Here is a 13950-nt window from a genome sequence, read left to right as displayed (position 1 = left end):
AAAATGAGAAATAACACATAGACTTCTAAAAGATTTGATCCTGAATCATAATCCTTATTTATTCTAAGTCTCCCACACGGAAGGACCACTTCAAATGCAAGTCCATGTCCTGACGGATCAGCAGGTTGAGTTGAGCTGTATGGTGCTGGGTATGGCGTAGGTTGTAAAGTAGGATTTCCAAAAGCGGGTAATCCATATCCCCTTCTTCCTCACCTTCGGTAAATCGAAGCTTTAGCTTTTCTTCGGTGAGCGAGTCGATCAAAGTTTGAGCCTTTGCACGGCTTTGACGAAGGTAGGCGAGCAGTTCTTTTTTTGAATAGATTCGGTCTGGAATGCAGTCATCAATTGCCTCTTTGGGTCGGTTTTCGGGACTTTTTTGAGTGAGAGAAAGAAGTGGGGAAAAGTCCTCCGGTGGAATGGTAAGATAGTAATCCAAAAAAATTGCACTGTGGAAAGCGATGTAAAAAAACCTTGGATTTTGCTGGAAATATCCATCCGGACTGTCATCAATCGCCTGAATCAGCATATCGATACTCGCCCCGAACTGGTTCCAAAGTAGGGTTTTTAAAGAAGCGATATCCATAGGCTTTTGATCGTAAAGCTAAAGATCAATGAATTTTTTACCTGATCCTAGTTCGGAAGAATAGAGAGTAACAAGATTTTATTTGGGCATTTTTCACATCGTCTTCTCCAGGATAATCTTATGCTTGCAGGAAATCCCGTTTTCGAAAATGGGTTCAGGATAATTTTGTGTAAAAAAGTCCTTTTCGATACCAACGATCTCAAAGCCTGCTTTCTGATAGAGCGCCAGTTGGTTTAGACTGGAGTTGCCTGTGCCGATAATCAATTTTTTCACGCCGGATTCTCGGGCTATCTTTTCAGCATGGGCCAAGAGGGCCTTTCCATAGCCTTTTCCCTGCTCGCTTTCGGCTACGGCTATGTTTTTGATTTCCATCCTATCCGAACCCAATGGATCAAGTACCAAAGCCCCGATCACTTGGGACTCGACTTTGGCCAGATAGCAGGTTCCTGTTTTCAGGTATTCCTCGATCATCGCCCGTGAGGGATCAGCCAAGTCCAGCAGTTCAAAGGGGATTTCCCGGTTTGTTTTTACTTCTACTATTTTCAGATATAAAGGGCTCAAAAGGGTGGAGGTTTTATCGGGTTTTCAGGAAGTGATGCTATGATTTATGGTCAAAAACCTGATTAGGCCAGTTTGGTCAATGCCATGGCGGCAAAAAGCAAAAGGATTCCAAATAGCAGGTTGAGGAAATAGGTCAGGATAGTGCGTAGGACTCTCGAAAAAGGCTTGGCTTGCATGAAAAGGTCCCAAAAGGCCCAAATGTTGAACCCCATTGAAATAAAAAAGGAAGCACTTTCCACGACTTCATTTCTAAGCAAGGCTTCCCCTAAAGTACAAACTGCATAGATCAAAGCCTGCATTCCGGAAATGTAACAGTTGATGACCACATGCTCCAGGTAGTTGTACCCAAACTTCCGGAAAGAAAGATAAGAGGCCAGGGAAAAAACCGGTAAAAGGGCCAGCGTGGAAAATCGATAATTGATCACAAACCATCCTAAGACTTTCTGGGCATTGCTATCCTGCTGGGTATCGGATGCTCCAGCCATCCAGCCTGTATAAAATGCATCAAACCAGGTGTCCAGATCGGTCACTTCCGCAAGCAGGATATAAATAGTCGAGAGGGTCAATAGAAAGGCAAAGGGTTTGAAATAATTTTTCCGTTTGCCCTGAATGAAATTTCTCAGGGTGGTCCCAGGTCGGATCAATACCTCCCAGATGGTAAAAAACAATCCCCTTTCAATCTGAAAAACGGAGGCGGATAGCTCCTGAAAAAAATTTGGAAGGTTGATTTTGCCGACACGAGTGCTTTGGCCGCAATGAGTACAAAAATTTCCTTTTACTGATTCTCCGCAGTTTTTACACTTCATTTCCCGGAATTAAGAAATCCAATCTAAGCAAATATTTGAAAACAAGGGATGCAGCCAAAAATCCTCCTCAAAGATCATAGGTCAGGGATGGCTGTCGGGGAGAAGATTTTTGAGGAATTACAAATTCTATTAAAAAATAAGGTGGAATTGCAAATTCCACCTAGTCTTAATTATGGTTCTCTACTTGATGAGGTTTAAGTATTCTCTACATATGGCCTAACATTATGCACCTCTAAATAGTCCTCGATTTTGTCTATTTCGTTCGGAAGAACTAATTCTAGAATATCATTTTTTATCCAAGTTGATTCTTGTAAATGCTCCCAAATAAGGTGTTGGTGAGGCATATTAGGGGATGGTTCTTCTCCAACCAAGAAGAATTTACCTTTTCGATTTTCAAAAATCTCAAGAGGCTTAATAATGCTAACAAACTCGGTGATTTTGTTTTTCAAGGTCTGTTGGCTAGCGTTAAAATCAACAAACTGAGTTAGAACAGGACGATCGTTTTTTCCAATCATATCTACATTGAAATTAAACACCAAAAAATCATATTGTTCGGCCTCTAATCGATAATCAACATTTACTCTAGACTTGACCCGGGGAATTAAGTTATGCTTAACTCTTTTGATATATGAAGTAATTTCTTGTTTTAGGTTTTCTCTTGGTCCTTTATAAACCCACTTTTCAAAAAGATTAGTAAATACCTGTTCATTCAAATCAACTTCAATCAATTTAGGAGCTGTGAATGAAATCAAGTTATTGGTGTAATAAGAGAAATAGTTCAAAAGCTCAGTACTGATCGCTGTTTTGGAGAGGTAATCATTTGAGCTTTGGTCAAACTTATTCTCAAAGGAGGATAATGTGGACTTTAAAAGCTTAAGCCCTTCCTCTGAAAAAAGACTTTTCACAGAATGGAGCTTTTCATGTGAAAATCGAAAAATGCCTTCCCCTTGGCTGCCAATCATAAGCAACCCCAAATTAATCCGCTCTTGCGAAACAGCGGAGATTGGAGAATAGACGATAGAATAAAAGCTTTTCATGGTTTTTGGGTCATAAATGAAAGATACTCCTGGTAGGTTCTTGCTACTTCCTCTATCCATTCGGGAGAAAAAAGCCCATTGGATAAAGCTTCATAAATTTCATCTGAATCAAAGCCCCATTCTCTTGGAATTCCGTCAAGAATGGTCTTCAATTCTTGCTGACATCTAGAGACATAGGGCTGCAAAGATGCACCAATTTGATTAAATATATCCAAATTATTTTTTCTCCGGCTTCGAAACAAGCAATGAAATAATCTGGAATAAAACAAAGTCTCTTCATAGCTTAATGCATAAATCTGGCCAAAAGGAGAACCTGAATTGAAAATTTTCTCATGATCAATTGCGATGGGAGCAATCACATCATCTTGGAAATTGACCAGCAAATTCATGTTTCCACAATTGCGGTCCTCATTTGATAGCCATAGGTCAAATAGCGCAATTTTCAAGAACTCCAATTTGCTATACTTTTTAAGCATCGAGTCTGAAATGCCTTCAGATGCCGAATCAATTAATTCCATGACATCTTCTACTTGCTTTAAACCAACAAGCGGATTTTCTATAGAGAGATAGCTCAATTGCATTCCTAGCATTTCAGGGGGTAAGTGGTCTCTTTGAACCTGAACTATTCCCAAATCAGGAATTCGAATATCCCAAATTCGGGCAAAATGAAAGGCTAAGTATTCATTCAGTAATTTTGGGTCTTTCGGATAAAAAGGGTACTTGCAGATATAGTATTCCAAATCGGAAGCGTGCACAAGCAAAGGACGACTCCCAGAGGTGTCGAAGCGTTTGCTGATTTCTTCGATTGAGAATAATCGGTTCATTTAATACCTTTTCTTTGCACTTAAGACTGCTTTGATAAAACTTATTAAAAATACACCTTAAGCAGCTTTAAAGAATCGGAATGCAGAATTTAACTTACTATTCGAATCAAGCTCAAATTTGCCAAACATATTGAAGCTGTTATGAATAATCAGTTGGGGGTGGAATTACAAATTCCACCTAGTCCTAAATATGGTTCTACTCCCAAAGGGGATGTCTTTCCCATTTCTATCCTTAGCCCTTTCACCCATCTACTTCCTCCTGAAGCCTTTCAATGATCTCATCCGATAGCCTCCAAGGGTATTCTTTCAAAATTCGGGAATACACCTCTTTCCACTTGGGTGAGTCCGGATCTTGGAGACTTTCCCGCTCGGCTTTGAGCATCCGATTGATATCGTACACGCTGTGAAAGCCGGGATAGGCCCTTTCCGCAGCTTCGAGAGTCTCGATCACCCGGTCGATTTTCCGGTCAAACAAAAACTCGAATGCGGTTCTTTCCAGATTTTTTGCCGTCTGGTACTTGCTTGCCGTGCCCTTACTTCCTCCGATTTGAAGCAGAATATCATTGTCGTAAGTACTGCTGGGATCGACCGTAGGCTGAGGGAGGGTTTCAGGGTTGGGAGAGCCAGTCAAGGATCCATCTCCGGTATTGGGTAATCTCCCGGGCTGGGTATTCGGATTTTCGGGTAGCTCGGCCAAGGGTTGCCTTCTTCGGGAAGTACTGTCGGGCTTGATGGCCATCACCTGAGGGTAAAGCTCGGTGTCCTCATCGTAGATTTTGGATTTGATCGTGGCTAGGGCCTGCATGGCGTTTTGGATGGTGGTCTGATTGATTTCCGAAGGGAGAGGGAGCAAGGTGGTCACTTCCCGGGATTTGATTCCCACCACCTCGATCATCATGGTTCCCTTGATCGAGCCCTGCTTGGCCGCCAAACCGATGGAAGAAAGGTCCCCGATATTGATCCCGGATTCATTGGCGGTCAGCAAGGTGATCAGCCGCAATCCCACACCCACGCGTCGAAATCCGATAAAGGAACCATCCGGTCTCACCTCAGCCAGGGTAGCAAATTTCATATAGTCCATCGTCACTTTGTAGCTCGAGTTTTTCGTCGAAACTGTCACCGGGAGGTAGGAAATTCCCCCTTCTGCATTGACCTGACCTATGCTGACGAGAACTGTTTCATTATTAAGAAACTGGAAAATCTCATCGCTGCTCATCAGCTTGATGTCTTTGGTATAGAGATCCCCATCTCGGGACAGGAGAATCTCATCGTGATATTCTATGGGATCGATGGGGATAAATCCCCGGAAGTTGGAGTAAGTGCTGGCGTCTTTCAATACGTTTTGGTGGGATTGGCAGGCGAAGAGAAAGAAAACCAAAGCAAAAGAGCAAAGAAATCGGGTCATACGTGCTGGTTCGGTGGGGATAAAAAACAAAATGTTTATTTCGGTTCTATCAATATCGGACTTTTGATTGATACTCAGGACAAAAAGTCTTCAAAGTATGGATTGCCGTGCTCTAGGGAGAACTCCGCTTAGTCCTAAATGGCTTTTATACTGGCATAAAGGGAGAGGATGTTTGAGGAATTACAAATTCCACCTGGTCCTAATCGGCTTTACTACTCTCAGAGGGGAATTCAGATATTTCGGGTTCCTATTTAATCAGATTAGCCACTCTCTTGCCTTTCCATTTTTCCGGTCAGCACGATTGCCTTGCTGCATTTTTTGATTTTCCATTATCTTACTCATCCAACCCGTTTTTGGTATTTTCTCTTTTCTTGATCAACTCCACCACCTGTGAAACAATTCGTTTTCTTCGCGCTGCTCGCTATCGCTGTTGGTTTACATTCCTGCAAAACCAACCAATCTGGCTTTACCAAAAAAGACATCCGACACAGTCAAAAGCTGATCGGTCTGGACTTTAACAAGGAGCGAATTGACGTGGTATACAACTACCTCAAAGAGAATAAATCGGGGTATGACAGCCTTCGTGCCTATCCTGTTCCTTTCGAGACCCTACCTGCAGTCCAGTTTGATCCACGACCCATGGGATTTCAATTTCCTGAGAAAAAAGACAATCCCCCTTTCCAGATTCCTGATGAGGTAAGTCTGCCTGCTGATCTTCAGGAGGTCGCTTTTTACACCATTCCACAGCTGGCTTCGCTGATCAAAAACCGCAAAATCACTTCTGAGGCCCTGACCCGGCTCTACCTGGATCGGATCAAGCGCTACGACAGCCAACTCCAAAGTGTCATCACGCTGACGGAAGACCTCGCCATCAAACAAGCGCAACGGGCTGATCAGGAGCTCGCCTCGGGTAATTACCGAGGCATCCTGCATGGGATTCCCTACGGCGTAAAGGACCTCTTGGCTGTACCTGGATATCCAACCACCTGGGGAGCTGCGCCCTATTCCACCCAAGTAATTGATGCCACCGCGTATGTGGTCAGACGATTGGAAGAGGAGGGAGCCGTGCTGCTGGGCAAACTCGTTTCAGGTGAACTGGCACGTGGGGATGTCTGGTTTGGTGGCAAAACCAAAAATCCATGGGACCTTACCCAAGGTGCCAGTGGTTCCTCTGCCGGTTCCGGTGCAGCCACCTCCGCAGGGTTAGTGGCCTTTGCAATTGGCACCGAGACCCTCGGTTCCATCACGGCACCCGCCTCTCGATCAGGCATTACTGGACTTCGACCCACCTACGGCCGAATCAGCCGACAGGGCGCCATGAGCCTCAGCTGGTCCATGGACAAAATCGGCCCGCTTGCCCGCTCTGCCGAGGATTGCGAACTGATCTTCAGCCTGCTCTATGGCAAAGATCCCCAGGACCCGAGTACAAATGAGGCCCCCTTCAATCGGGTGAGCAAATCACCTGCTCAACTGAAAGTGGCTTACCTGAATAAAGACATCGAATCCGACACGACAGAGTCTGGGGCCAACCTCAAAGCTACCTTGGAAGTATTGAAAACGATGGGCGTGGAGCCTACTCCGATTGAATTGCCGGCCAACTTTCCCTATGCGGTCTTTGACATCATCCTCCGAGCGGAGGCAGGTGCTTTCTTTGACGACTTGGTACGAAGTGGTGAGGTGGATTTGCTGACCGGGCAGGACGAAGCCTCACGCGCCAATTCCCTAAGGCAGTCCCGGTTTATCCCTGCAGTGGAATACCTTCAGGCCAACCGGCAACGCAGCTTGCTGATCGAGGCCATTCATGCGCTTTTCAAAGAATATGAGGTCATCATCGCTCCCTCCAACCGGGGCAGACAGCTCCTGATCACCAACCTGACCGGACATCCTGCGCTCAGTGTGCCCAATGGCTTTGACAAAAAGGGCAGGCCCACCAGTTTTACGCTTTTGGGAAACCTGTATGACGAGGGAAGTATTTTGGCCCTAGCCCGAGCCTATCAGCAGGCGACGGACTTTGAAGAAAAGCATCCGCCTTTGTTTGCGAAGTAAGGCCTTTGTGCTGAGGTAAACAGACAGACAAGGTGAAATGGCTGGTGAATTCGGCTCAAATTCTTTTTAGGAAACCCCCGGTAGGTTAGAGATACCTTGAAAGGGGGAAAGGCCCTTTTTTTCAAGTTTTCCAATGGTTGATTGAGGATTGATTTGAAAATCAGCTCCTTAAGTATTACTTTAAAACTCGAACCAATTTTTAACTTTAACCTCCTAATCATGTCACAGCAGCTTTTCCTCACACTTGAAAGTAATCGTCACGGCACCATAGAAGGATCGGTGACCCAATCTGGATTCGAAAACCTGATTTCTGTTTTCTCTACCACACATGTAGTCACTTCGGCCACTCCTGTCACTGGAAGAAGGGCAAGAGGTAAAAATCAACATGGACCCCTAATAATCACCAAGGCTATAGACAAAGCAAGTGTCCTGATTTATGACTGCTGGAATACCAATGACAGATTCAAACGAGTCAAAATCGAAAGCTATGCTACTGGAGAGGATGGAAGTGTCTCTCTGTTCTACAGCATAGAACTTGAAAATGCCAGAATTTCGGCCATCCGACAGCAGCTCGCAAATCCTACCCTGACGGAGCTCACCCAGCTCGAAGAAGTTGCTTTTGAATACCAAACTATCACTTGGCGTTTTGCTGAAGGAAATCTTGAAGCCAGAAGTGATTTGATTGGGGCCGTGTAAATTTTGGAGGCTTGTAGTGTAGGTTCGGTTTCAGCAGGGCTACGCTTTGTCCACAGCCTATATTGTACTTCTAAAGGGAATATTTCTCTTTTTTCCCTAGATTTCTTCTCTATCCTTCAGCCTTCCAAATGACTTTATCTTATTTCCGTGATTTTTGCTTGGCGCTTCCGGGAGTATCGGAAGACACGCCTTTTGATGCGAATACGCTCTGCTTTCGGGTGGGAGGGAAGATCTTTGCCATTGCCGATCTGGAAGTCTGGGATTTTGTGAATCTAAAGTGCGACCCCGAGCGGGCCATCGAGCTTCGGGAACAGTACGAAGGCATCACTCCCGGCTACCATATGAATAAAAAGCTCTGGAATTCGGTCTCCGTGCTGGGAAATGTTCCGGATACGTTGATCCTGGAGTTGACCAAGCATAGTTATGACTTGGTGAGGGATTCTTTGCCCAGGAAGTTGCGTGAGAGTTTGTAGGTGTTGGAAAATAGTAAACAGTGAGTGGTAAGGAGTGATTGAAGTAAGAAGTCTGATGCTTCGACCCTTCGGCAAACTCAGGGACCACTAGCTCAGCACGAGAGTCAGAAAGCTGAAACTTGGCAATAGCTTTATCTGTGAAAATCTGTGTCTTCCGTGAGCCATTTAAAAAGTCTGAAAGCTGAAGTAAGAAGTTTGAAGTAAAGTCCCAATCTCCAAAATTTTCAATTTTTCCAGATCGTTTATTGCTCACTGATTTCACAGAATGGCACAGAAAGAAATATTCAATTCACTTTGGGAGGAGGAAATTCTGTTGGACCCAATCTTCGAATCTTTCAATTTTTCAATCCCACTTCTTTCCCAGTTGCTAATCCTTATCTAGCAGATATTTAAGTGGAATTTTTGGGTCTGAAAAATCCAATCTGTGAAAATCTGTGTTATCCGTGAGCCTTTAAAAATATGCCTGCTGAGCCCGTAAATTGGACAAAGGTGATTTGAGCGAACCTATTTTTTTCCGAATAAAGCCAGCTTCACTAGGTATTGATCGATTTCCCTGTTTTCAGGTGAAGGTTTCATATTCTTCAAATAGTGTTTTCTGGTAAACCCCTCCTTTAATCTTATTCATCAGTTCTCGAATAAATTCGTAATGCTTCACATAGGCATTGGGGATGGTGATATGAGGTATACCTTTGTCCCGCAGCAATTTCATTTTTGAAAGGTCGGAATTGATGCTTTTTTTGTTCAGGTAGTGCTCAGCACCATTGATTTCAAAGATTACTTTTGGAGTCCTGCCTTGATAAATCACTCCATCAAATTCTTTCTCTTTGAATACTGGGTTGTGGATTTCTCCTGGAAAAACATCCAAAACTTTCACATTTCTTTCAAACCGGCTTCCTTCAATTGAGCAATAGTGGCTGATGGTCTTGTAAAACTCATCCTCAAATTTTGAATCATTGGAAAACCCAATCGTGAATCGGTTTGCTGTGCTTTGTTGGATTTGGGTATTGCCGTTTTTTTGAACATAATCAACAAGGGCATATAGGTCGTCATCCTTTCTGGAAAAGATGTCTATTGCTTTCTTATCAGCCACAACAATCAGATTTTCCTGAGCCCTGGTCACCCCAACATTAATCAGCTGACTGTTGTTTTTTATCCAGTCGTAAGTCCTTGGACTGGTGTTTTTGGATATGGAGGTGGAAATGACAATGGTTTTGTTTTCCTGCCCTTGGATTTTATGAATAGTCCCACAGCTGACTGATTCAGCAATCCTGTTGTCAGCTTTTGCCATCCCCAAAAATTGGTTTATAAGGGCTTCCTGATTTCGGAAAGGGGTGATAATAAAAACGTCCCTCAGATCATTGTCAGTAATATACTTCACAATCTCCTCGGCTTCCTCTATCGATGCATTTCTTTTGGGTTGGTTTACATTATTGACATCAATCAGCTTCAGTTCACCATTGATTTTTATCTTGGAGAGATTCAACTTACCCTCATAGAACCGCATGTTGGAATAATCGATGATTTTTTTTCCGCATCGGTAATGGTAGCTCAGCAGAATATCTCTGGATATGTTATCAATCCTTTTGAAGACAGAGAGGATGGAATTGGTGAAATAATCATAGGCTTCATCAATATTAAACTGATGCATCAATTTTTGATTTGTGCTTTCTTCGAAGACCACGATGGGTTTCAGCTGATTGGTGTCCCCAATGAGGACCAAATTCTTGCATTTGGAGATTGGAATCAGACTAGTTGAGATATCACACTGCCCGGCTTCATCCACTACAAGCAAATCAAACTTAAATTTTTGGCCAAGTTTGCGACTCGATATATTGGTGGTAAGAATAATGGGAAATACTTTGGTGAGTTTATCGAGATTTTCATCATCGGCAATCCATTTGTTAAACTCTTTTACCTGATTATCTGATTCTTCAATTTCAAGGATTTCGATGAGTTCGGAGTAATCTTTAGTCTTTAGGCGTTTCACATACCTTAAGGATTCGAAGTAAAAAAATTGAAGGAGTTGGTGATTGTCCTTGATCACTTCGTATAAATCGGACAGATCCTCGTTATCCGTTTCTGGCAACTGCTTAATTTTCCCCTCAATGGTCTGTTTTTCTTTTTCCAGTAAATAGTTCCAACCTTTTGATAATAAGTTGTTTACAAACTCAAGATTTTGAATCTGTTCAATCCGGATTTCATGATTTTTTATTTTCTCAAGCAGTCTTTGGTTTTTTTCTTTTGACCTTTCTTTGAGATTAAACAACAGTTGCTCTTTGGGTAGATCCTTGGTTTCAAAATCGTAGCGCTCTTTTATCAATTTAAGAGCCTGCTTTACCATTTCATTGTTTCCCAATCTCAGCACGGGGAGCAGGATTTCTTTGTTTCTGTATTTCCCCAAATACAATTTTTCTTTTATCCCATCGATTGGCACATTGTTATTTGACGAAATCAAAAGTGTCTTTCCATTGGTAAGGCAATTCACAATAATGTTCAGGATAGTTTGTGTTTTGCCTGTGCCGGGTGGTCCTTGCACATAGGTGATCGGATATTTCAGTGCATTATAGATAGTCTGAATCTGATCAATGTTTATATTCTGATCATATAGTACTAGGTGGGGCTCTTTCCTGTTTTTTCTGTCTAGGGAGGATAAGTTTTGAAAAAATGCCTTCAATGGAATCATGGCCTCTTTTTTCCTGAATTCGGATTGGATACCTTCATATATTCCCGAAATATCAATTTGGGAATATCCCAAAACAACCACCTCGGGCCTGGTATTGATCAATTCTCCAGTATTGAAGTTGGCTTTCAATAATTCTTCTGCTTCATATCTGTTTTTATGATAAACCTCTTCAAAATCCTCGGGGCTCAAATCGGTATAAAATGCCAAAGAATGCTTTACCTCCTTGATGTAAAAATGCGGATTGAATCGTGTTTTGGTTCCTATTTGGAGTTTCCTGTTTACAGGGTCTAGTGTTAGTATTCTATAGGCAATTACAAATTTGCCCTTTGAAGGTAAGTCAATAGACAGTTCGCAAATAGCGAGTTCATATTCATGGTACTTGCGGTATTCATTATGGTAAACATCTTTAATAATCTGCTTGAGCTGATCTTCGCTTAATGGGTATGGGTTTTCCTTTTCCAATTCTGTTAAGTCCACTCCTTGAATTAAATGGGCTTTGAATAGAAAAGGGTCTTTGTTGGCCCGATAGCATGCCAAGTAATAATTCAAAATATTGTTGTCACTCAATTCAGGTTCAAAAAATTGAAAGCTTTCATTTTCATCCAGTTTTTTTATAAAATCCTCAGAAATGTCACTGTGAGAAAACTTTAGAATTTCGGCAGTTTTTATGGATGAAATATAGATTTCGGCATTTTTGAGAGGGGCATCTTTTGTCACGTTGAACATGTCCACTTTCAGTTTACCATTAGTGTAGATGTCAAGAATGTTTATCCAAAATGGATTAATTTCCCCTTTTAGGTTTTGGTAAGTAATACTCAGATATTTCCCCTCTCTTATGGCTTTTCCAATAAGTTGAGCGATTTTTTTGTCAATCATTTCTCCAAATATTTTTTGTCATCATAGGGAAGCACCTTTCTAAAAAATTTATGAATGGGAGTAGGGATCTTTTTCGTTTCCCTAGCACTTCATTTAACCTTAATACATCTGATTTCGGTATGAAATGCCTTATTTCTTTCTTTTTCTTTGCTCAAGAAAGGAACAATTCCATATCTCTGCAATACTTTTTAGGGTGATTTTCCATATGTCGAAAAAATCGACTACTTCTGTACGAAGATCTCAGTTGATGTTAATTTAGGATTTTATCCTTTTTCCAGGTCGTTAGGAAAATTATTGTTGTGTCATGGACAGTCTTTATTTGATCCCACTAATCGGCGTTTCATTTGGATTCGTTATAAAAAAGACAGAATTGGGTATTTAGAAGCACGGTATAGAGTTTTGAAGTATAATTTCTGAGGGAAATCCAAATCTGTGAAAATCTGTGTCATCCGTGAGCCATTTTAAAAGTCCGAAAGCTGAAGTAAGAAATTTGAAGTAAAGTCTAGGGCTCAAAAATTTTCAATTTATCCAGATTGTTTATTTCTCACAGATTTTACAGAATGACACAGAAAGGAATATTCAATTTACTTTGGGAGGAGGAAATTCTGTTGGACCCAGTCTTCGAATCTTCCAATTTTTCAATACCACTCCTTTCTCCGTTCCTAATCTTCACCTAGCAGGACTTTAATTAGAATTTTGGGGTCTTAAAAATCCAAATCTGTGAAAATCTGTGTCTTCCGTGAGCCATTTTAAAAGTCTGAATGCAGAAGTAAGAAGTTTGAAGTAAAGTCCCAAGCTCCAAAATTTTCAATTTTTCCAGATTGTTTATTGCTCACAGATTTCACAGAATGGCACAGAAAGAAATATTCAATTCAGCTTGGAAGAAAGGGTTTCTGTCGAGGTCAATATTTCAATTTTCCAATCTTCCAATTTTTCAATCCTTGAATAAATGCCGAATATCGAATGTTGAATATCGAATATCGAAGAAAACCACCCATGTCCTACTTCTCCCTCCGCCACCTCAGCAAATCCTACGAAACCCAAACCGCCCTGCATGACTTTTCTCTGGAATTGGAAAAAGGGGAGATGATCGCCATCGTGGGAGAGAGCGGTTCGGGAAAAAGTACCCTGCTCCGCATCGCCTCCGGACTGATGACCCAAAGCTCCGGGGAAGTACTGCTCAATGGACAAAAAATCGAAAATCCCGCCGAAAAACTGGTGCCCGGCTACGACGAAATCAAGCTGATTCATCAGGATTACCAGCTTTTCCCCAACTCTACGGTGGAGGAAAATATCCTCCGTCCCCTCCTGCTTTTTGATCCGGCTTACAGAAAAAAGCAACTGGATCGCCTGCTGAGGGAGTTGGACTTGGAAGCTTATCGGCAGCGTTTGCCCCGTCAACTCAGCGGTGGGCAGCAGCAAAAGGTCGCTATAGCGCAAGCCTTGGCTGTGGAGCCGGAGGTATTGCTTCTCGACGAGCCATTTTCCCATCTCGATGCGATCCAAAAGCGAAAAATTCTCCAGGAACTGAAGGAATTGCTGCAGGAAATGGGTACGACGGTGATCTTTGTGACTCATGAGTTGGACGATGCACTCCGCCTGACGGACTCGGTGCTAATCCTTCAAAAAGGCAAACTGGTGCAGCGGGGCAATTCCCAAAGCCTTTGCGAGCATCCCAAGACGCGCTATGTGGCTCGGCTTTTTTCTGCCATCAATCCCCTTCCTGGTGTAGACCATACCTACCTGCGTCCCGCAGATGTCAAGCTGAGAACCAAAGGGGGACTGCTCGGTCATGTGGTCGATCAGCGCTTTTTGGTGCACTACAATTCCCTCTTTGTCCGGCTTAAGGACAGCGGATTGCTATGGGAGGTAGATGATCCACAGCGGAGATTCACTGCCGGAGATCGGGTCTACCTGCATTGGGATGAGGAAAAAGTGCTGCGCCTGAAATCCTGAATCG

At 42.7% G+C, this 13950-nt stretch carries 11 protein-coding genes; 4 read left to right on the top strand and 7 right to left on the bottom strand.

What is annotated here, in order from left to right; translation table 11 throughout:
- Positions 1-58: 58 nt before the first annotated feature.
- From AAA942_RS07045 to AAA942_RS07020, 6 genes are all read right to left on the bottom strand, one after another.
- The gene (locus AAA942_RS07045; protein WP_338219540.1) at positions 59-583 is read right to left on the bottom strand and encodes a DinB family protein; all 525 of its coding nucleotides are present in this window, start codon (positions 581-583) and stop codon (positions 59-61) included.
- Between the two features lie 93 nt (positions 584-676).
- Positions 677-1144: a GNAT family N-acetyltransferase gene (locus tag AAA942_RS07040; protein WP_338219539.1), complete on the bottom strand. Its 468-nt coding sequence runs from the start codon at positions 1142-1144 to the stop codon at positions 677-679.
- A gap of 62 nt (positions 1145-1206) precedes the next feature.
- The gene (locus AAA942_RS07035; protein ID WP_338219538.1) at positions 1207-1950 is read right to left on the bottom strand and encodes a DUF3667 domain-containing protein; all 744 of its coding nucleotides are present in this window, start codon (positions 1948-1950) and stop codon (positions 1207-1209) included.
- A gap of 194 nt (positions 1951-2144) precedes the next feature.
- Positions 2145-2987: a hypothetical protein gene (locus tag AAA942_RS07030; RefSeq protein ID WP_338219537.1), complete on the bottom strand. Its 843-nt coding sequence runs from the start codon at positions 2985-2987 to the stop codon at positions 2145-2147.
- Positions 2984-3811, bottom strand: a complete 828-nt coding sequence (locus tag AAA942_RS07025; RefSeq protein WP_338219536.1) for a HipA family kinase — start codon at positions 3809-3811, stop codon at positions 2984-2986. Before AAA942_RS07025 ends, AAA942_RS07030 begins: the two co-directional genes overlap by 4 nt.
- Before the next feature lie 241 nt (positions 3812-4052).
- Complete coding sequence (locus tag AAA942_RS07020; RefSeq protein WP_338219535.1) at positions 4053-5216, bottom strand: hypothetical protein; 1164 nt, start codon at positions 5214-5216, stop codon at positions 4053-4055.
- A 390-nt stretch (positions 5217-5606) separates the two neighbouring features.
- Between AAA942_RS07020 and AAA942_RS07015 the strand changes: the two genes are divergently transcribed.
- From AAA942_RS07015 to AAA942_RS07005, 3 genes are all read left to right on the top strand, one after another.
- The gene (locus AAA942_RS07015) at positions 5607-7262 is read left to right on the top strand and encodes an amidase (protein WP_338219534.1); all 1656 of its coding nucleotides are present in this window, start codon (positions 5607-5609) and stop codon (positions 7260-7262) included.
- Between the two features lie 219 nt (positions 7263-7481).
- Positions 7482-7958, top strand: a complete 477-nt coding sequence (gene tssD / locus AAA942_RS07010; RefSeq protein ID WP_338219533.1) for a type VI secretion system tube protein TssD — start codon at positions 7482-7484, stop codon at positions 7956-7958.
- Between the two features lie 128 nt (positions 7959-8086).
- A complete protein-coding gene (locus AAA942_RS07005; RefSeq protein ID WP_338219532.1) occupies positions 8087-8431 on the top strand; it encodes an MmcQ/YjbR family DNA-binding protein in 345 nt (114 codons plus the stop codon).
- A gap of 559 nt (positions 8432-8990) precedes the next feature.
- Here the strand turns inward: AAA942_RS07005 and AAA942_RS07000 are convergent.
- Positions 8991-11990, bottom strand: a complete 3000-nt coding sequence (locus AAA942_RS07000; RefSeq protein ID WP_338219531.1) for an AAA domain-containing protein — start codon at positions 11988-11990, stop codon at positions 8991-8993.
- 996 nt (positions 11991-12986) lie between these two features.
- Between AAA942_RS07000 and AAA942_RS06995 the strand changes: the two genes are divergently transcribed.
- Entirely contained in the window at positions 12987-13946 is a 960-nt protein-coding gene (locus tag AAA942_RS06995; RefSeq protein WP_338219530.1) for an ABC transporter ATP-binding protein, read from the top strand.
- Positions 13947-13950: the final 4 nt, after the last annotated feature.

The sequence above is a fragment of the Algoriphagus sp. oki45 genome (assembly GCF_036245605.1).
Classification (GTDB): domain Bacteria; phylum Bacteroidota; class Bacteroidia; order Cytophagales; family Cyclobacteriaceae; genus Algoriphagus.
This window is presented reverse-complemented; position numbering and strand designations above follow the sequence as displayed.

Coding starts and splice junctions, on each gene's coding strand:
- AAA942_RS07045 (WP_338219540.1), bottom strand. CDS start 583: ATGGATATCGCTTCTTTAAAAACCCTACTTTGGAACCAGTTCGGGGCG.
- AAA942_RS07035 (WP_338219538.1), bottom strand. CDS start 1,950: ATGAAGTGTAAAAACTGCGGAGAATCAGTAAAAGGAAATTTTTGTACT.
- AAA942_RS07030 (WP_338219537.1), bottom strand. CDS start 2,987: ATGAAAAGCTTTTATTCTATCGTCTATTCTCCAATCTCCGCTGTTTCG.
- AAA942_RS07025 (WP_338219536.1), bottom strand. CDS start 3,811: ATGAACCGATTATTCTCAATCGAAGAAATCAGCAAACGCTTCGACACC.
- AAA942_RS07020 (WP_338219535.1), bottom strand. CDS start 5,216: ATGACCCGATTTCTTTGCTCTTTTGCTTTGGTTTTCTTTCTCTTCGCC.
- tssD (WP_338219533.1), top strand. CDS start 7,482: ATGTCACAGCAGCTTTTCCTCACACTTGAAAGTAATCGTCACGGCACC.
- AAA942_RS07005 (WP_338219532.1), top strand. CDS start 8,087: ATGACTTTATCTTATTTCCGTGATTTTTGCTTGGCGCTTCCGGGAGTA.
- AAA942_RS07000 (WP_338219531.1), bottom strand. CDS start 11,990: ATGATTGACAAAAAAATCGCTCAACTTATTGGAAAAGCCATAAGAGAG.
- AAA942_RS06995 (WP_338219530.1), top strand. CDS start 12,987: ATGTCCTACTTCTCCCTCCGCCACCTCAGCAAATCCTACGAAACCCAA.